Source organism: Polaromonas sp. P1_F1 (genome assembly GCF_056405795.1).
Window position 1 is genome coordinate 505131 of the sequence record NZ_JBFUBJ010000003.1, and the last position, 17648, is coordinate 522778.

Below are 17648 nucleotides of genomic sequence, written 5' to 3' on the forward strand. Positions count from 1 at the left end.
CCTTCAATGACCCGTGCCCAAATAGGCCGTGATCACTTTTTCGTCTTTTTGTACATCTGCAGGCGCGCCTTCAGCGATCTGCTTGCCGTAGTCGAGCACCGTCACGCGATCGCACAGGCCCATGACCAGCTTCACGTCATGCTCAATCAGCAAAATGGTGCGGTTGTCTTTGCGGATGCGGTCGATCAGCTCGCGCAGCTGTACTTTTTCGGTCGCATTCATGCCGGCAGCCGGCTCGTCCAGCGCGATCAGCTGCGGATCGGTGGCGAGGGCCCGGGCAATTTCCAGGCGGCGCTGGTCGCCGTAGCTCAGGGTACGGGCCTTGAAGTCGGCGTATTTGCCGATGCCAACGTAGTCGAGCAACTCCTGCGAACGCTTGGCAATGGCGGCTTCTTCGTGCTTGAAACCGGGGGTGCGCAGCACGGCGCCGATCAGGCCCGAGTTGGTACGGATATGGCGGCCGACCATGACGTTTTCGAGGGCGGTCATGTCGGCAAACAGGCGGATGTTCTGGAAGGTGCGGGCAATGCCGGCCTTGGCCACTTCGTGCACCGCCGTCGGCTTGTAGGGCTTGCCGGCGAGCTCGAAGGTGCCGCTGTCGGGTGTGTAAAGGCCCGTCAACACATTGAAGAAGGTGGTTTTACCGGCGCCGTTGGGGCCGATCAGGCCATACACCTGGCCACGCTCGATATGGATGCCGACATCGGAAAGGGCCTGCAAACCGCCGAAGCGCTTGGAAACACCGGAGACTTTAAGAATGGTTTCGCTCATGTCCATTCTCCTTAGGGATTGATTGACTGGATGGGATCTGGACCGACGGGCTTGTTCAGCGACTTGCCGTGCTCGGAAGCCGGCCAGAGGCCGCGCGGACGCATCAGCATGATGGTGATCATGGCCAGCGCGATCAGCAATTGACGCAGGATGGCCGAGTCGAGACGTCCGTCGGTCATGGCCTGCAACGGGCCGGCCACATGGCGCAGCACTTCAGGCAGCGCAGCCAGCAGCAAGGCGCCCAGGATGACGCCGGGCAAGTGGCCGATACCGCCCAGCACCACCATGGCGACGATCATCACTGACTCCATCAGGCTGAAGGATTCGGGCGACACAAAGCCCTGGAAGGCAGCAAACATGGAGCCGGACACACCGCCAAAAGTGGCGCCCATGCCGAAAGCCAGCAGCTTCAGGTTGCGGGTGTTAATGCCCATGGCCTTGGCGGCGATTTCGTCTTCGCGGATCGCCATCCAGGCGCGGCCGGTACGGGAGTTCTCAAGGCGATGGCAAACCACGACCGAGACGATCACCAGCACCAGGAAAAGGTAGTAGTACATCGACACCGAGTTGACCTCGAAGCCGAAAAACTCATGCGGCTTGCCCAGGTCAAAGCCGAAAAACTTCATCGAATCGATCTGGTTGATGCCCTTGGGTCCATTGGTCAGGTTGATCGGACGGTCCAGGTTGTTCAGGAACACGCGGATGATTTCACCAAAGCCCAGCGTGACGATGGCGAGGTAGTCGCCGCGCAGCTTGAGGGTTGGCGCTCCCAGCAGCACGCCGAAAAAGCCCGCCAGCGCCGCGGCCATCGGGATGATGGCCCAGATCGGCAGGTGCAGCCCGTTCGGGAATTGCGCCGCGATCCAGGGGAACGCATCGGCCAGATGGGGCGAGCCGAGCAGCGCGAACAGGTAGGCGCCGACCGCGAAGAAGGCGACATACCCCAGGTCCAGCAGGCCGGCGTAGCCGACCACGATGTTCAGGCCCAGGGCCAGCAGCACATACAGCAGCGCCATGTCGACAATGCGCACCCAGGCGTTGCCGCCCTGCTGCAGGATCAGCGGAAGCACCAGCAGTGCCGCCGCGACGACCAGGAAGGTAATGAGTTTTTTCGATTTGACAGAATTCATGATTGTTCTCCTTGTGTACCGGATAGACGGGGGCGTCACGCCCGGTCCGCTACACGCTCACCCAGCAAGCCTGAAGGCCGCAGCGTGAGCACAAAAATCAGCACGATGAACGCAAAGATGTCGGAATACTGGCTGCCCAGCACCCCGCCCGTCAGCGGGCCGATGTAGCCGGCGCCGATGGATTCAATGAGGCCCAGCAATATGCCGCCCAGCACCGCACCGCCGAGGTTGCCAATGCCGCCGAAGACAGCCGCGGTGAAGGCTTTGAGGCCGGGCAAAAAGCCCATGGTGTGCTGCACCGTGCCGTAATTGGAGGCATACATCACGCCGGCCAGCGCGGCGAGGATGGCACCGATGATGAAGGTGGCCGAGATGACGGTGTCGGGTCGCACACCCATCAGCGCTGCAACGCGGGGGTTTTCAGCGGTGGCCCGCATCGCACGGCCCAGCTTGGTGTAATGCACCAGCCACATGAGTACGGAAAGGGAGACAACGGTTGCGCCCAGGATGAAGAGCTGGGTCACGGTGATGACGGCGCCGCCGACCTGGAAGGGCTCGCTCGGAAGCAGGGTCGGATAAGGTTTGTAGTTGGGCTTCCAGATGATCATGGCCAGTGTCTGCAGCAGCAGCGACATGCCGATGGCGGTGATCAGCGGGGCCAGTTTGGGCGAGTTTCGCAGCGGCCGGTAGGCGATTTTTTCGATGGCAAAATTGAGGGCGCCGCACACCACAAAGGCGATCAGCAGCGAAATCAGCAAAATAATCCAGCCCGGCGTGCCCGGCATGGAGTCCTGCATCAGACCGATGATGGTCCAGCTGGTTAAAGCCCCGACCATCAACACTTCACCGTGCGCAAAATTGATCAGGTTGATGATGCCGTACACCATCGTGTAGCCCAGGGCGATCAGGGCATACATGCTGCCCAGAACCAGACCGTTGATGATCTGCTGCATCAAAATATCCATGAACTTATCTCCTGTATTTTTTTTTACCGACAACCGTATTCGGTTATCAATGTCATTTTTCGAACTGGTTTGAGCATGCTTTTCAGGGCGCTATCCCTAGGCCCAGGATGTGTGCATCTAACGCGACGCGATCGCAGCCGCCAACTTTTTCAAAGCCTCTTCTATTTGTATTCGCGGGCATGCAAGATTCAATCGAATGCATTGAGCCCCGTTCGCCACAAACATTTCTCCTCCCTCCAGGAGCAGGCCAGCCTTTTCGAGGAAAAACCTTGTCAGATTGATGGATTCGTCAAAATAGGCGCTTAAATCCACCCATGCCAGATACGTGGCCTGGGGAATATGGAACCGGGCCTTAGGCAGCCAAAGCGAGAGACAGCGATGCATGAGCGCAAAGTTGTCGTCTAGATATTGCCTGAGCGCGTCAAGCCAGGCCTCGCCGTCTCTGTAGGCCCCGACCGCCGCAGCGAGACTGATCGGATTGACGAACGGGTAGTGCCTTCGCTTCCATACAGTACGAAGCTCGGGATCAGGGATGATCACGGTGGCGATCATCATTCCGGCTAGGTTAAACGTCTTGCTCACCGCCATGCAGGTGATGATGTCCTTGCTGCTCGGAAAAAGCTTAGCCAGTGGCACATGCATCACCCCGGTGCGAGTCAAGTCACAGTGAATCTCGTCAGACACAATCTTGACGCCGTTGGCTAGGCAAAGTTCACCCATGCGGCGCAACTCCTGCTCGGTCCAGACACGACCGGTTGGGTTGTGGGGGTGACAAAGAAAAAACATCTTCACAGCTGGATCGCAAACCTTACGCTCGAAGTCCTCGAAGTCAATCTCGTAGTCTCCATCGTCTTTTTTATGCAAAGGAGAAACTTCGAACATCCTGTCGCGTTGGACGACTGCATGCTTGAAGTAGCCGTACGAAGGTGTCAGGCTGAACACCTTGTCGCCGGGATTGCAGATGTACTCCACAAGGCCGAAAAGTGCCGGGATCACTCCCAGCGATATCAGCATTTCCTCGCGATCAAAACGCCAGGCGTATCTTCTATCGCACCACGCGCCGAAGGCGGCGTCCAACTGGTCATCGAAGTTCATCGTGTATCCAAAGATGGGATGGGCCAGTCGCTCACGCATCGCGTCGATGGCCGCGTCCGGCGCAGCGAACTGCATATCTGCAACCCACATGGACATCAAATCCATCGCGGGTACCTGTAGAGGCGGCACCAACGGTTCGGCTCCAAATAGATACTTCTCGTACCCATCCTCCGCAAGGGCATTGGTGCCTTGGCGCGAGATCAGTTGATCAAAATTGAATGTCATAAAAATCCTCTTTTCTTGATACGCTGGTGCATTGCCTTGAGTCTGAGACAGACCCAAGTTCCGCAAATATCTGGGTGGCTAAAAAACTCTCCCGCTACACAGTCGTACTAAATCCGACAACCCTCTGATCCACATACCCGAGCGTTTTCCAAGCTCACTGTCGCTTGAGACTCTTCTGCTGCCCTTCGAAGTGCTTGCTCAAACACCTCGATCGGCTGAGCTCCTGATAGGGAAATTTTTGAGTTGAAGACGAACAGGGGAACACCACCGGTAATACGCTTTGCCTCGGCTTCATCGCGCTCTATTGCTGCAATTGATTCATACGAATCAAGATTTAGCCGCTCGCTGAGGATTCCTGATTGCAGGGCAATTTCCTGAAGCGGGTCACGATCGAATATGTTGAAGCCTTCAGAGGTAAAGGCGTGGAAAATCCGTTCAATGAGAAGGCCTTGAAGCGTGGGCGATGCAACAGACTTGACGAGCGCATGCACATTCGTGGTATCACCAAACTTCATGTTTGAGAAGTTGTAATTCAACCCATCCAGAGCCGCTTGTTTCGAAACCATGGCCATCAACTCCTCCGCCGCCTGAACACTTCCAAACTTCTTCGCAAGTGCAGCCTTAAATCCTATGGGCACCATCCCCGGAGATAGGCGATACGACTTGTATGTGGGGGCGACTTGGACTTCCTCTGCCAAAGCCTTAGCAACGCTCTCGAAACGTCGCTTGGCGATCCAGCACCACGGGCATACAAAATCCGACCAGATTTCAACTTTGACTAGCTTCACTTTTTTTCTCTCAAAAGAAATGCAACCCCATAAAACAAACCGATTACTTGGTAGTTTTTATATTCAAAAAAATGGGTGCACAGCAGGTAAATGATTGCCATTATGGCGCAACATTTCGATATTCCATGCCTTTATCGTACCAACTAGATGGTTTGTTTTTGTAGGTGGAATCCCTGAAACAAAAGAGTCGACATTGCGATATGTTCGGTCCCGTTGAGCAAAAAATGTCTCAACCTTTACGGTAATTTTCTAAAAATTGGAGTGTCGTTATGCAAATGAAATTAAAACTGACGGTAGTGGCCGCTCTCGCAACTTTGGTCGGCATGGCCTCGGCCCAGGATGTCGTGGTCAAGATTGGTCATGTGGCGCCTCTGTCTGGCTCACAGGCTCACTACGGCAAAGACGTTGAAAACGGTGCGCGCATGGCTGTTGAAGACCTGAACACGCAAAATATTGTTATTGGCGGCAAAAAAATCAAGTTTGAAATCGTTGCTGAAGACGACGCGGCCGATCCAAAACAGGGCACGGCTGCCGCACAAAAACTTTGCGACTCCAAAGTCGCCGGTGTGGTCGGTCACCTGAATTCGGGTACGACGATTCCCGCTTCCAAGGTTTACAACGATTGTGGTATTCCCCACATCACGGGCGCTGCAACCAACCCCAATCTGACCAAGCCCGGCTACAAAACCACCTACCGCATCATCGCCAACGACAACGCCCTCGGCGCTGGCCTGGCTTTCTATGCTGCCGATGCACTGAAGCTGAAAAAAGTCGCCATCATTGACGACCGCACCGCCTACGGCCAGGGCGTTGCTGAAGTCTTCAAGAAGACCGCTCTGGCAAAAGGCATGACCGTGGTGGACGAGCAGTTCACGACCGACAAGGCCACTGACTTCATGGCCATCCTGACCGCTGTCAAGGCCAAAAACCCAGACGCGATCTTCTTCGGCGGCATGGACCCACAGGGCGGCCCGATGCTGCGCCAGATGGAGCAGCTCGGCATGAGCAATGTGAAGTATTTCGGCGGCGACGGCATCTGCACGGCTGAGCTGGCCAAGCTGGCTGCCGGCGCCAAGACCATCGGCAATGTGGTGTGCGCTGAAGGTGGTGCATCGCTGGCAAAAATGCCAGGCGGCGAAGCCTGGAAAAAGCGTTACGACGCCAAGTACCCTGGCCAGTTCCAGTTGTACAGCCCGTACGCCTATGACGCCACCTTCGTTCTGGTCGACGCCATGAAGCGTGCCAATTCGACCGATCCAAAAGTCTACACCCCTGAGTTGATCAAAACCAGCTACAAAGGTGTCACAACCACCATCGGTTTCGAACCCAATGGTGAGTTGAAAAACCCGGCCATCACCTTGTATGTCTACAAAGATGGTAAGAAATCCGCTCTGAACTAAAACTCACTCGGAAACAAAAACCACCGTCAAAGGTGGCGTGCTGAATCGCCCCGGATTCTGAGGAGGCTCTTTTCTCTGAGAGGATTGAGCCATGAGCAAGACAACCAAGAAATTTTCACAGAAGTACGAGAGCGCGCTGTACGCATGGTGCGCGAGCACTGGGGCGATTACCCCTCACTGTGGACGGCCATCGAATCCATTGCCGGGGGTGCGGACAATTACTTGGACTGCTTTATGCCGGAAATCCAAGGCTCTTTCGGTACCCAATTAAGCGCTACCTGAAATCGGCCAACAGGCCCTCTTGAGGTGCGGGCGCGAGATGGTCGTTCATCTGATATTCATGCGCTGCTCACGCCGCTGTAACCCGGAGTTCAGAACGTGTTCATGCCGCTTTGGTGAACTCTAGTTCTCGCCGCAGCAACACAGGTTGCGGGCGGGGCTAAACCACTTCAATCAAAGAAATCCATGAAAAAATTTACCTGTATTGCTGTTGCCAGTTTCCTGATCGGAGGAGCCATCCTGCCGGCCGCAGCCAAGGGCCCGGTGGTCAACCACGCCATCTCCGAAACCGAGGTGCTGGCTGCTCAGCAAGCCTGGTGCAAGGCGTTGATCGATATCTCGACGGTGAACACCACCAGCGGCCAGCCGGCAGCCAAAGCCCTGGCCGAGAAAGTAATCGACGGTGCATACGGCTACCAGATGGGGGCGGTACTGTTCAAGCCGACCTTGACTGAGGTACCCCAGACCTTCCGCACTACCCGAGAGGGAGCGCTCTCCTATTTCGTGGGGGGTAACCCGGCATACCCCAAGGACACCGGCTTCGCGCTGAAGGGGTGGACCAAGTGCGAGATTTCCAATGCCGCCGTTTTCATCACCGGCGACTCAGCCAGCACCATGGGCAACGTGATGTTCACGGGCAAAGACGGCAAGGTGACCACCGTAGACAAGACCTGGGCCTTCGCCAAGGACGATGCGGGCAAGCTGCGCATTATCGTGCACCACTCCTCGCTGCCGTTTAGCGGCAACTGATCTGCCCGCACGGCACTCAAATCAGTCTGTCGTGGCATCCAACCGGTAACCAAAGCCGCGCACGGTCTTGATGAGCGCGAGCGCGTGACCTTCGTCGATCTTGGCGCGCAGGCGGCGCACATACACGTCGACCACGTTGGTCAGCGGATCCTCATTGGTGCCCCAGACGTTGGAGAGAATGCGTTCGCGGCTGTACACGCGGCCGGGCGCGCTCATCAGCAGCTCCAGGAAGGCCAGTTCGCGTGCCGTGAGCGCGATGGGGCGGTCTGCGCGGCTGGCCTGCATGCGCTCCAGGTCCAGCACCAGATCAGCCACCTGCAGGGTGCTGGCGCGCGAGCGTTGCTCGCGGCCCCTGCGCAGCAGGGCCTCGATGCGGGCCAGCAGTTCCTCAAACGCAAAGGGCTTGGTCAGGTAGTCGTCCGCGCCCAGGCGCAGGCCATTGACCTTGTCCTCGGTGTTGTTCAGCGCGCTGAGCATCAGCATGGGCATGTGGTGGCCTTCGGCGCGCAAGGTCTGGCACAACTCCAGGCCGCTCAGGCCGGGCAGCATCAGGTCTAGCAGCAATAGCACGCCGGGTTCGGCGCTGCGTGCCATGGCCAGGCCCTCGGGACCGGTGCGGGCCAACTCCACGCGGTAGCCTTCGGCACTCAGCCCGCGCACCAGAAAATCGGCCACGCGCGCGTCGTCTTCCACTACGAGGATGTTCACGACTGTCCTCCTTGCCGGGCACTTGTGGCATCCGCTGCTGAGCGTGGCTCGGCGGGCGCCAGCGGCAGCGCGATGCACACCACCGTGCCGTGCTGCGGCTCGCTTTCGATGTCGATGCGGCCCTGATGCGCTTGCACGATGGCTTGTGCAATCGACAAGCCGATGCCCGTGCCATCGGCACGGTGCGCGCGCGCCCTGCGGCCGCGCACAAAGCGTTCGAACACGCGAGGCAGCTCGTCCGCATCAATGCCGATGCCCTCGTCGCGCACCAAAATCTCCACAGCTCCCAGCGCGCTCCGCAGGCTCACGCGTACTGTGGTGCCACGTTCCGAATAGTGCACCGCGTTGTCCAGTACGATCACCAGCGCCTGGCGCAGCCGGTCAGCATCGGCATACACCGTGACCGCCCCACTGGACAGCGCATCAACTCTCTCGCCATCCTCTTTTTCGTCGGACAAACGAAAGAGAAGCTCAACCTGCACTCCATGTGATGAGCCCAGGGCGGCAGCCTGCTCCGCCGCATCGCCCAGCAAAGCGCGCAGGTCTACGGGGGTTGGCTGCATCACCAGTTGGTCGGCCTCGGCTTTGGCGATCAGCATCAGGTCACGGATCACATGGGTAAGCTGGTTCACGCCGCCCACGATGCGCGTCAACGCCTTCCGGTACTCATCGCCCGGTTTGTCGCCACCGCGCAGCGCGATCTCGGCCTCGCCGCGGATCGTAGTGGCGGGAGTGCGCAGCTCATGGCCGAGGTCGGCAAACAGTTGGCGGCGACGCTGGTCCAGGCGCTGCAGGGTGTCGTGGGCAGCGCTCAGTTCGCGGGTGCGGGCCTGCACGGCATCTTCCAGCCCGCGCCGTGCTGCATCGGCCTCGGCGCGATGCTGCTGCAGCTCTGCCGCCATGGCGTTGAAATGCTGGGCCACGCGGTCGAATTCGTCGTTGGAGCCGGTGGCCACGCGGTGGTCGAGCGCCCCGGCTTGCAGGGCCTGCGTCCCTTGCAGCAGACGGTCCAGCGGGCGCTGCAGGCGTCCCTTGAGGTGCAACGCCAGCACCACCGCAACGACCAGGGTGATGAGCGCCATGCCGACGGCCTGCGCCCGCAGCACGTCCAGCCCACGCTCGGTGGCGGCGCGCGCCACAGGCACGGCCGTGCGCTGGTGCGCAATGGCGCCGTTGATCAGCTCGCGCAGGTCGCGCCCGCGCGCCATGTCGAACACCTGGGTAAGTTCGGTCCAAAGGGCCGGAAAGTTGGCGCCTTTCTCCAGTGGCACCAGCTGCGCCAGCCGCGCCTCCACCGCCTGGATGTTGTCGCGCAGCAGCTCGGTCACGCCCACGAGCTGGGGCACCTCGGCCGGCATGCTCACGCCTTCACGGCGAGCTAATTCGTTCCACAACGCCAAGTCGCGTCGCACCAGGTCATCGAGGTTGGCGGCGCTGGCGTACATGGCAGCCACCAGGCGCTCGCGCTGCTCCGGCTGGGCATCGGTGTTCATCAGGCGCTGCATGGCCCATACCCGCAGTCGCTGCTTGTTGGCCGACAAATCCAGCAGTTCGGACTGGATGTCGCTCGCCAGGCGGCTGTGCTGGGCATAGTCATTGACGCGGTTGGCCCCCCAATACACAAAGGTGGCCTGGATACACACCAGGGCCACCAGGGCAGCAAATGCCAGAGAGAGTCGTGCGCGGTACATGGTGGGCCAGGAGAAAGGGGGAAGGCCTGAATTATGAGGCAGCGGTGAGGCAGTGATTTTTTCATCCTGACCTTCGGCTCCGCGGGTGCCACATCACCTTGAAGTGCTAGGCTGACTTTGGGCTGCTGCAGCCCCAGGGGGTCACTCTAAATTGAGTCAAACTTCAGCGGATTCATGCGCTGTTCGCCCATAGACAAAAACTATGCCATAAGCCATCAGGCCATACGTGGGCGAATCCTAGTGGCAACCCGAGCGAAACTCTATTGGCGTGCATCCAGCTTCCCGCCTGAAGAACTTGGTGAAGTTGCTGGAGTCGTCGAACCCCAACTCGTCTGCGATGCTGGCGACGGGCTTCCCTGTGTGCGCAAGCAATCGTTTGGCTTCCAGCGAAATCCTGTCCGCCACATACGCTTTGGCGCTAACCCCCGCGACACTCATGGTGACTCGAGTCAAGGTTCTGGTCGTGCAGCCGATCGCATCCGCGTATTGGGCCAGCGTGTGCCACTTGGCAAACGATTGATCCACGAGAAGCCGAAATCGCCGAAAGCGATCCAGCTCTGAAGGTTTGGCGTTGCTGCCGCTGCGTTGTTGCTGGTGCGCGAGAACCAGCCGAAGGAGAACGACGCAAAGCTGGTGCAACAACAAGGCCTCGGCCTCCGGCTTGCCGGCTTGCAAGCGCCCGTCCAGGTGCATCTGCGCGATGGATTGCCGCAGCACCCGCGCCTCGGCACTGTCGAGGGTGAGCTGTACAGGCAGCTCGGCCACTGCCTGAATCAGGCCAGGTTTGCGCGTTTTTCCCTGAGATGCAAAGAGTTGTTCAGGACGAAATAAAACAAGCCAGCCGTCCCAGGGCGTTTCGACGTCGAACTGCTCGACCTGAGACGGCTGCAGAAGCAGTGCAGTTCCGGGCCGACAGTGGATGGGTTCAAAGTCCACCACATGTGTGCACTCGCCGCGAGTGACAAAAATCAACTCATGGAATTCGATGCGGTGCGGGCTGCGCAGGTCCGCTGCAGGCGCACGAGCGCGCAGGTCCCGCATGGAAATGATCTCGATATCGAAGGCGTAGTCAGCCGGCGGCGCGTAGGCGATCCGCTCCAGCGTATTTCCCGTCTCCTTGTTATTTCGACTCATGTCCGATTATTACCATTCCCCGGCAGCTTTCCACCGTGACGGCAGAACGAATGAAACCTATAGTTTGTCCAGACGGTTCCTGGCGAAATGCAGGGCCGACACTCAACCCAGCTAACAGAGGAAGCCATGACCACCCCGATCGAAATTGCACAAAAGTACATTCAAGCCGTTCAATCCGGTGATCAAGCCGCGCTAGGCGCTCTGCTGGCGCCGCACATCGTGTGGCACCAGCCCGGACACAACCGTTTCTCCGGCACGCACCAAGGCCTTCAAGCCGTAGGAACCATGATCGGCGGAATGATGGAGATGTCCAAAGGAACATTTGCGATCACCCAAGCGCATCGCTACATGGCTAATGGCGCCTGGGTCACCGTGGAGCTTGAGTTCAAGGGGCAGCGCGATGGCTTGCTACTGTCCCAGCAAGGCATCGACCTGCTTCGCGTCGAAGAAGGCAAGATCGTTGAAGCCAGGCTGTTCTCGAGTGATCCCGAGCAGGAAGATGCTTTCTGGGGTGTCTGACTGTTGAATTCCGTCGAAATCTGACTCACTGGGGGTGCGGATAAATACTTGGACCGGTTGATGGGATGGGCGAAATCAAGGCAGCGGTGTTCGTCGCTGCAATGCTGCTGGGCATGGGCCTCTTCGAACTGCTGGAGCGACGCGCAGCGCTCGCGCCTCAGAAAGCTTGACCCATGAGCATGGCGTGGACCTGGACGGCCGTTGGCGCGACCGCGGCCGTGCACCTTCTGTACGAGGCGCTGCTCATCCTGCTCCAACGGCGCCAGCCTGAACGCCTCGCACGGGCGCGGCACGCCAGCTTGCGAGAAGAATGATTCCTCGCGGTCTCTGTCCAGAAAGAGTCGGAGAGCCGCCTTTTGCCGGGTGCATTGATCGTGGCCGACAACGCCGACCGGAGCCCGGACTACCTTACCCGGATGCGTTCGCCCGGCAGTGGCTACCTGTCCGTGTCGTTCGGCGAGGACGTGGAGTTATCGATGCGGCTTGGCTGCTGAATTCCGCTGAGGTCTGACCCGAGGGTAGATTTCGACGGTACTCAGCATATAAATGTATGCGACAGCATACAAATTGCACCCAATGTCTATCATGGGTGACATTGCTCGCTCCGGAGGGCCCACCGCCAGCTGCTGCAGCACCCAAGGAAGGTCAGCGCCAACAAGCGATCCCTACGCTGAACTGTTGACCACTCGGCTGGAATCCAGTCAGATCCGCCCAGCCTGGGCAAAAAAACTAGAACGAACTCAGCAAAGTGGGAACGTCCATTCCCAATGCTTTGCACCAGATTTCCAGCTCGACCACGTCCAGCCTTCTACTCCCTCGTTCGCACTTGCTTACCCAGGACTGGGTGACGCGCAATTTTTTGGCCAATTCAACCTGGGTCATGCCGCGTTCTTCCCTGGCAGCGCACAAAGCGGCAAGAAACTGCTTATAGCGCAAGCTGTATCGGGTTTTGAACATGTTAGCCATGGCTGGCCAACTATCCCGATTAGTGCAAAATAGTCTAAATTCGACTATTTTTACAATCCAACAGACGACTACCCCGCGAAAAATGACCAGGCGTAGAAAAAAGCTCACTCACCAACTCTCAATTCCTTGCAAAGATTTCTATGAAAAAATCCTTCAAAAGCCGTTTTGTCGTTGCCCTACTGGCCGCAGTTTCTTTGTCTGTCGCAGCCCAGGAGCTGTATGTTTCCAGCAGCGCCGAGCATCGTGCGTCAGCCGATGCGGTAACTGGCATGCCGCAAACCGCAACCCTGACGGCCGGCGGCTACCCCATCTGGCTGCCTGGCGAGGGCTGGACGCTCCTGTCTGCGACGCCGTCCAAAGGCTTACTGAATAAGGACAACCCGAGCACTGGTGAGTATGTTGTGAGTCGAACCAACTTTGTGCGCATTGAGCAAGGCGTAGTGCGTGACGTTCAAAGCGTGCGGGTTTCCCACGTCGAGAACAAGAAGCACACTTCCTGGACGAACCCAACGCCGTGCGGCGGGGGCGCAGGCGCTCAGGACATCTACGGCGTCGTGCTGAGTGCTGAACAACCGACGTTCACCCGCGGCACCAATTGCGCATTTGTCTCCGTTAACAAATACCAGTCCGGAGCGACGCCCGACATCACGCAACCGCAAAATGCAGCACCTCTTCAGAAACAGGCCATTCGTGTTGGGGTTCTCCGAGACGGCATGAACTCAAAGAAGCTTGACGTGACCTTTGACATCTTCCCGGATTCCGAAGGGTTCACCGGTGGCTGGAGCAAATCGGAAATTGCAGCCGATCCCATCAAGAGCCAGTTCATTGCCCACCTCCAAAGATGGGTGAAGACCCTTCAGGCTGCGGTCGACCAGGCGTATGAGGGCAAGCCCGACGCCTATAAAGAAATGGTGAGCTGGCGTGTCGGTGCCACGCTTTCAAAGCAGTAGTCGAAGGTCACCCCAGATTCTGCTGGAGCCCAGAGTGCTGTGAAATCCCCTGGCGAAATCGTTTTGTTCTGCGGCGACCCGCACGGGCAGTTTGGCCATATCCTGCGAACTGCCGACGAGTTGCGCGCATCAGCAGTCATATTGCTGGGGGACATGGAGCCAGTGCGGCCGCTGCACGAGGAGTTGGCACCGATTTCCGACAAGCTCTGGTACATCCACGGCAATCACGACACCGACAGCGAGCGCAACTGGGATCACCTCTGGGGCAGCAAGCTCGCAGACAAAAACCTCGACGGCCGGGTGGCGACCCTGCCCAATGGCATCCGGATCGCCGGCTTGGGTGGCGTATTTCGGGAAAGTGTCTGGTATCCCAGCCTGCCTACGCCACCAAAATTTCGCAATCGCCAAGAGCATATCCAGGCCACGCCGCAGCAGGACCGGTGGCAAGGCGGTGTGTCGCGCCAACACTGGTCCACCATTTATCCGGACGAACTGGATCGTTTGTCCTTGATGCAGGCGGACATCCTCATCACCCACGAGGCGCCGGGTTATCACCACAACGGTTTTGAAATCCTGGACACCCTGGCGCAAAGCATGGGTGCCAAGGTGACAGTGCATGGGCACCACCACGATAACCTGGATAGCTCCGACCGATGGGGTCAGCAGGGCTTCAGGAGTTTCGGCGTTGGCTTGCGGGGTATTACCGCCATCAACGCGGACGGAAACGCCGCCGTGATCGTCCCCGGCGAGCTGGATGCGCAGCGGGACTTCCGGCAAAAAATACCTGGACGTTTTCAAGAACGCGCCGCCATGAGCCCGATTCTCTTTCTTGACTTCGACGGGGTGCTGCATCCGGAGCCACTCATGGCTAAAAAAAAACTGTCTCAACTCCCTCTCGTGGAAGCAATCCTGCGGGACTTCCCTTCCGTCGAAATCGTCATTTCCTCAGACTGGCGCCTCGATTGGTTCAATGAAGGTGAAGCGGTTGCTGTATCGAACATGCGCCGGCATTTTTCCCCAGACATCGCCTCACGGGTCATCGGAGTCACGCCATTTTTAGGCCGGCGTGAATCGCGAGGTCTGGCTCCGCTGCCCTACCCGCGCGAGGCCGAATGCCTGAAATGGCTTAAATCGAATCGGCCAGCCTGGACTCCATGGATGGCTTTAGATGACCGCGCCTGGTGGTTCTCACCCGGCAGCGTCAACCTTATGCCGATCAATAAAGGCGTCGGATTCACGCCGTCCGATGAAGACGTGTTCCGCGAGCACCTGACGCGGATCACGAAACACCCGATGGACACCAGTAAGGAATATATGACCCTGTTTCTTGACTTCGATGGCGTCCTCCATCCAGACGTTTGCGATAGGGAGAGCCGGTTTTGTAACCGCGATCGGCTCCAGAAAATCCTGCGTGATTTCCCGGAAGTCGACATCGTGTTGACAACAACCTGGCGCCTTCGCTTTCCATTGGACTCTGCAGGCGACACCCTGAAGCATTATTTTTCTTACGACATATCAGAGCGCATCGTCGGAGTCACGCCTGACTCCAAGGATCTGGACCCTCGACAGTTTCCGGATGGCCTGGAGCTGTACCCGCGGGAATGGGAGTGCATCGCCTGGTTGCGTGCCAACCGGCCTTACAGCCCGCACTGGCTGGCCCTGGACGACAAGGCGTATTTGTTTCGGCCTTTTTGCAAGAACCTGCTGACCATCAATCCGGCGACAGGGTTTGTTAGCGCAGACGAGCGCCGGTTGCGCCAGCTGCTGCGCGAGCGAAAGGACATGCCATGATTGGACCAGATGTCGAACCTCCCCACCCAACCGTCGGCAGCGAGAACCGTGGCCGCTTTGCACATTTATATGGGGTGCTGACAGCCCAAGAAATGGCCGATCATCTGAAGTGTTCGCCGGAGGTGGTTTACGAACGCGCGGTTGCCGGTGAATTCATTTTCCTTTCGTCTCCAAACCGAGTCGATGACCGGCGCTATCCTGCGTTTCAGCTCAACGAGCGCCTGGACAAGTCACTGCTGACGCAAACCATCCAGAAATACCTAGAGGCCGATGTCAACTCGACCCTGCTCTGGAGCTTCTTGCGAAGCCCGCAGAAGATATACGCCGGTTTGACTCCCATCGAAATGCTGCTGGGCGGTATGCCGCCCGAATACGACACGCTAACGCCCGAGGAGAGGTCGGACGTATTCCTCGATGTGGTGGACGAAGAGATTTCGCGGGTGCGCTGGTGATCTCTGCTGCGGGCAATGATCATGTATGAATTCGCTGCGATCGGATTAGCGGTGCGTACCCGCCGCTCCGACATGGGTTTAACCCAGGAGCGTGTTGCCGACCTGTGCGGCTTGTCACCCACCACGGTGGAGGAATTGGAAAGCGGATCCATTGGCGAACTCGATTGGGCCCATGCAATTCGCCTGCTCTCGGTCTTAGGGCTAAGTGTCCTCGTCTCAAATCCACGGCCAACAAGGCGCCAGAGGGAGAAAGGAGAACCCGCGCTAGAGATAGCCGCACGCTCTGCGAGCACGAGCTATAGAGAAATACTCGATGCCGAGGGCCTGCGTGCGGCGATCCTCACTACAGAGTATCCAAAGAAACTAATGCCTTGTGTGCGTGCATTCCTGGAGGAGGCGTCCATCGCGTTGATCGCTGATGTGGTTGAGCAGCTACATCACGAAACCAGCGTCGATCGTGTCGAGTTGTGGCAATGCATGCGCGGCATGGCCAAGGCCGTTCACACGCGTCGAGATACTTGGTTGTGAGCCGCGCCTATTCAGCCGAGGAAACACCGGGCATCGCGATGAAGTGCAATGCGTTAGAGCGCGTCAAACTCATCCGCTCCATCCAGGAGCTCCTGCTTAAGTGATTTTGTACCCCGGAGCCGAACTACATTCTTCCCTGGATTTGGTGGCGCGGTGATGACTTTTCGAGGTGCCTTTGAGCGTACCTCCTTCGTATCGTATTGATTCAAAATCTCTTCCTCAATATCGCGCTGGTTTTTCTCGATCGCAACGGTCGCTGCTGCGATAGTGTTTGGTTCCTGCCTGCGATCAAAGGGGCACCAGAGATCTTCCCGCACCTTCCTTCCAGTGATCTGTTGCTTGAATAAAATCTCGATATCCTCGCGATGCACGGTGTACTTGGCGGATTTGTAGGCCTTGCGGATGTCAAGTATTCCCACCTCAGGATGTTTTCCTCGGCACCTGGCAATTTCATAGGCGGCGACAAGCAACGCGATCACGGCCCGCCTAATACCAAATGTGAGATGATGGATTTCAACTTCCACCTCGTCTACATTGAATGTGAAGACCTTCGGCGCTGTTTTCTTTAACTCTCTGAGATAATTTTTCCAATCCAGGGTGGAAACCTGCTCGGGCTCGAGGAACAACGGCTGTGTAAGCAGTCGATCACGATCCTCCTGTCGACGCCTTTTAAGTAAGTGGCCGAGGCTGTAGTTGCAGCAGTAGAGGAATGGCGGGCCTATTCCCCTCAACTGCAGGAGAATTTTTGTGACCCGGGCATTGGCATCACCCTGATTCGTGAATTGAAATTCATCCCCGAACATCATGCAAACGCCATCTCGCCAGGTAACTCTACGGGCTAGGCTCAATAGGTCCCCGTTATCCCTCGGCATATTGACTCTGTTTTGTCCAACGTTCGTCGAGCCGCCCGATTGACCGGGATGGTGCTCAGATTTCCACCCTAGATTCGGCCCAAGCAGATTGCGCATGGAAGATCCGTTTTTCAATGAGAGAAACCAGCATCGTCGCAACTCAATTCCGTGCAACCCAGGCAAACTTGCGTGAACTACCTGATCAAACAAGCGCTTTAGGGCCGCTAGCAATGCGCTTGTTGAATTGCACCGAAGTCTGACCCGAGTTTTCCATCGAATTTTGACCCACACTCTTTGTGAGCAGAAGGTGCTCACGATGTGGATAAGTTCTTGGTTTTCTCCTTTTTGGGCTGAGTCTTTGCAGAGCTGTTTTTGAATCGATAGCTGTCGTTTCCAGTCTCAAGGATATGACATCTGTGGGTGAGTCGATCTAGAAGAGCGGTCGTCATTTTTGCATCACCAAAGACACTGGCCCATTCTCCAAAGCTCAAATTGGTCGTAATTACGACACTAGTTCTTTCGTAGAGCTTGGAAAGCAAGTGAAAGAGGAGTGCACCTCCTGACTCGCTGAACGGCAGATAGCCCAGCTCATCCAGAATCACCAGATCCACGTACAGCCGCCGCGCGCTCACGCGGGGATCGCGACCTTGACGCT

At 57.7% G+C, this 17648-nt stretch carries 17 protein-coding genes and 2 pseudogenes; 8 read left to right on the top strand and 11 right to left on the bottom strand.

From position 1 onward, the window contains the following. Window positions 1-3: 3 nt before the first annotated feature. The 5 genes from AC1DZE_RS11690 to AC1DZE_RS11710 all read right to left on the bottom strand — a co-directional run bounded on the left by AC1DZE_RS11690 (window position 4) and on the right by AC1DZE_RS11710 (window position 4974). Window positions 4-771 carry an ABC transporter ATP-binding protein gene (locus tag AC1DZE_RS11690; RefSeq protein WP_457279485.1) on the bottom strand — a complete coding sequence of 256 codons (768 nt, stop codon included), beginning with the start codon at window positions 769-771 and terminating at the stop codon, window positions 4-6. Window positions 772-782: 11 nt separating this feature from the next. Then, window positions 783-1901, bottom strand: a complete 1119-nt coding sequence (locus AC1DZE_RS11695; RefSeq protein WP_477700062.1) for an ABC transporter permease subunit — start codon at window positions 1899-1901, stop codon at window positions 783-785. 35 nt (window positions 1902-1936) lie between these two features. Then, window positions 1937-2866, bottom strand: coding sequence for a branched-chain amino acid ABC transporter permease (locus tag AC1DZE_RS11700; protein ID WP_477700063.1), 930 nt, complete (start codon window positions 2864-2866; stop codon window positions 1937-1939). A gap of 117 nt (window positions 2867-2983) precedes the next feature. Beyond that, on the bottom strand, window positions 2984-4186 hold the full coding sequence (locus AC1DZE_RS11705) for a MalY/PatB family protein (RefSeq protein ID WP_477700064.1): 1203 nt from the start codon (window positions 4184-4186) through the stop codon (window positions 2984-2986). A gap of 107 nt (window positions 4187-4293) precedes the next feature. Continuing rightward, window positions 4294-4974 carry a DsbA family oxidoreductase gene (locus AC1DZE_RS11710; RefSeq protein WP_477700065.1) on the bottom strand — a complete coding sequence of 227 codons (681 nt, stop codon included), beginning with the start codon at window positions 4972-4974 and terminating at the stop codon, window positions 4294-4296. 269 nt (window positions 4975-5243) lie between these two features. Here AC1DZE_RS11710 and AC1DZE_RS11715 point away from each other — a divergent pair, with 269 nt between their 5' ends. Beyond that, window positions 5244-6374: a branched-chain amino acid ABC transporter substrate-binding protein gene (locus tag AC1DZE_RS11715; protein WP_477674550.1), complete on the top strand. Its 1131-nt coding sequence runs from the start codon at window positions 5244-5246 to the stop codon at window positions 6372-6374. A gap of 465 nt (window positions 6375-6839) precedes the next feature. Continuing rightward, entirely contained in the window at window positions 6840-7403 is a 564-nt protein-coding gene (locus tag AC1DZE_RS11720; protein ID WP_477674325.1) for a hypothetical protein, read from the top strand. Between the two features lie 21 nt (window positions 7404-7424). Here the strand turns inward: AC1DZE_RS11720 and AC1DZE_RS11725 are convergent, their stop codons facing one another. The 3 genes from AC1DZE_RS11725 to AC1DZE_RS11735 form a co-directional block, all read right to left on the bottom strand. Next, entirely contained in the window at window positions 7425-8111 is a 687-nt protein-coding gene (locus tag AC1DZE_RS11725; protein ID WP_477674324.1) for a response regulator transcription factor, read from the bottom strand. Next, window positions 8108-9802 (bottom strand): sensor histidine kinase, encoded by a 1695-nt coding sequence (locus tag AC1DZE_RS11730; protein WP_477700066.1) that lies wholly within the window; start codon window positions 9800-9802, stop codon window positions 8108-8110. The genes AC1DZE_RS11725 and AC1DZE_RS11730 overlap by 4 nt, the downstream gene beginning before the upstream one ends. 237 nt (window positions 9803-10039) lie before the next feature. Further along, the gene (locus AC1DZE_RS11735; RefSeq protein WP_477700067.1) at window positions 10040-10936 is read right to left on the bottom strand and encodes a helix-turn-helix domain-containing protein; all 897 of its coding nucleotides are present in this window, start codon (window positions 10934-10936) and stop codon (window positions 10040-10042) included. A 126-nt stretch (window positions 10937-11062) separates the two neighbouring features. Between AC1DZE_RS11735 and AC1DZE_RS11740 the strand changes: the two genes are divergently transcribed. Together AC1DZE_RS11740 and AC1DZE_RS11745 are read left to right on the top strand one after the other, a co-directional pair. Then, window positions 11063-11455 (top strand): nuclear transport factor 2 family protein, encoded by a 393-nt coding sequence (locus AC1DZE_RS11740; protein ID WP_477700068.1) that lies wholly within the window; start codon window positions 11063-11065, stop codon window positions 11453-11455. Window positions 11456-11799: 344 nt separating this feature from the next. Next, window positions 11800-11949: pseudogene (locus tag AC1DZE_RS11745) on the top strand (O-methyltransferase); the annotation flags it as partial. Between the two features lie 235 nt (window positions 11950-12184). On the opposite strand, the gene AC1DZE_RS11750 reads toward AC1DZE_RS11745, so the two are convergent. Beyond that, window positions 12185-12412, bottom strand: coding sequence for a helix-turn-helix domain-containing protein (locus AC1DZE_RS11750; protein ID WP_477673150.1), 228 nt, complete (start codon window positions 12410-12412; stop codon window positions 12185-12187). 149 nt (window positions 12413-12561) lie between these two features. Between AC1DZE_RS11750 and AC1DZE_RS11755 the strand changes: the two genes are divergently transcribed. Genes AC1DZE_RS11755 through AC1DZE_RS11770 form a run of 4 tightly spaced genes read left to right on the top strand, consistent with a single transcriptional unit; the run spans window position 12562 to window position 16142 of the window. Continuing rightward, on the top strand, window positions 12562-13371 hold the full coding sequence (locus AC1DZE_RS11755) for a hypothetical protein (protein WP_477673149.1): 810 nt from the start codon (window positions 12562-12564) through the stop codon (window positions 13369-13371). A 39-nt stretch (window positions 13372-13410) separates the two neighbouring features. Next, the gene (locus AC1DZE_RS11760) at window positions 13411-15162 is read left to right on the top strand and encodes an HAD domain-containing protein (RefSeq protein ID WP_477700069.1); all 1752 of its coding nucleotides are present in this window, start codon (window positions 13411-13413) and stop codon (window positions 15160-15162) included. Further along, a complete protein-coding gene (locus tag AC1DZE_RS11765) occupies window positions 15159-15614 on the top strand; it encodes a hypothetical protein (protein WP_477700070.1) in 456 nt (151 codons plus the stop codon). The genes AC1DZE_RS11760 and AC1DZE_RS11765 overlap by 4 nt, the downstream gene beginning before the upstream one ends. Before the next feature lie 21 nt (window positions 15615-15635). Beyond that, the gene (locus AC1DZE_RS11770; RefSeq protein WP_477700071.1) at window positions 15636-16142 is read left to right on the top strand and encodes a helix-turn-helix domain-containing protein; all 507 of its coding nucleotides are present in this window, start codon (window positions 15636-15638) and stop codon (window positions 16140-16142) included. A 53-nt stretch (window positions 16143-16195) separates the two neighbouring features. Here the strand turns inward: AC1DZE_RS11770 and AC1DZE_RS11775 are convergent, their stop codons facing one another. Both AC1DZE_RS11775 and AC1DZE_RS11780 read right to left on the bottom strand, forming a co-directional pair. After that, window positions 16196-16948, bottom strand: a complete 753-nt coding sequence (locus AC1DZE_RS11775) for a hypothetical protein (RefSeq protein ID WP_477700072.1) — start codon at window positions 16946-16948, stop codon at window positions 16196-16198. 356 nt (window positions 16949-17304) lie between these two features. Further along, window positions 17305-17640: pseudogene (locus AC1DZE_RS11780) on the bottom strand (ATP-binding protein); the annotation flags it as partial. Window positions 17641-17648: the final 8 nt, after the last annotated feature.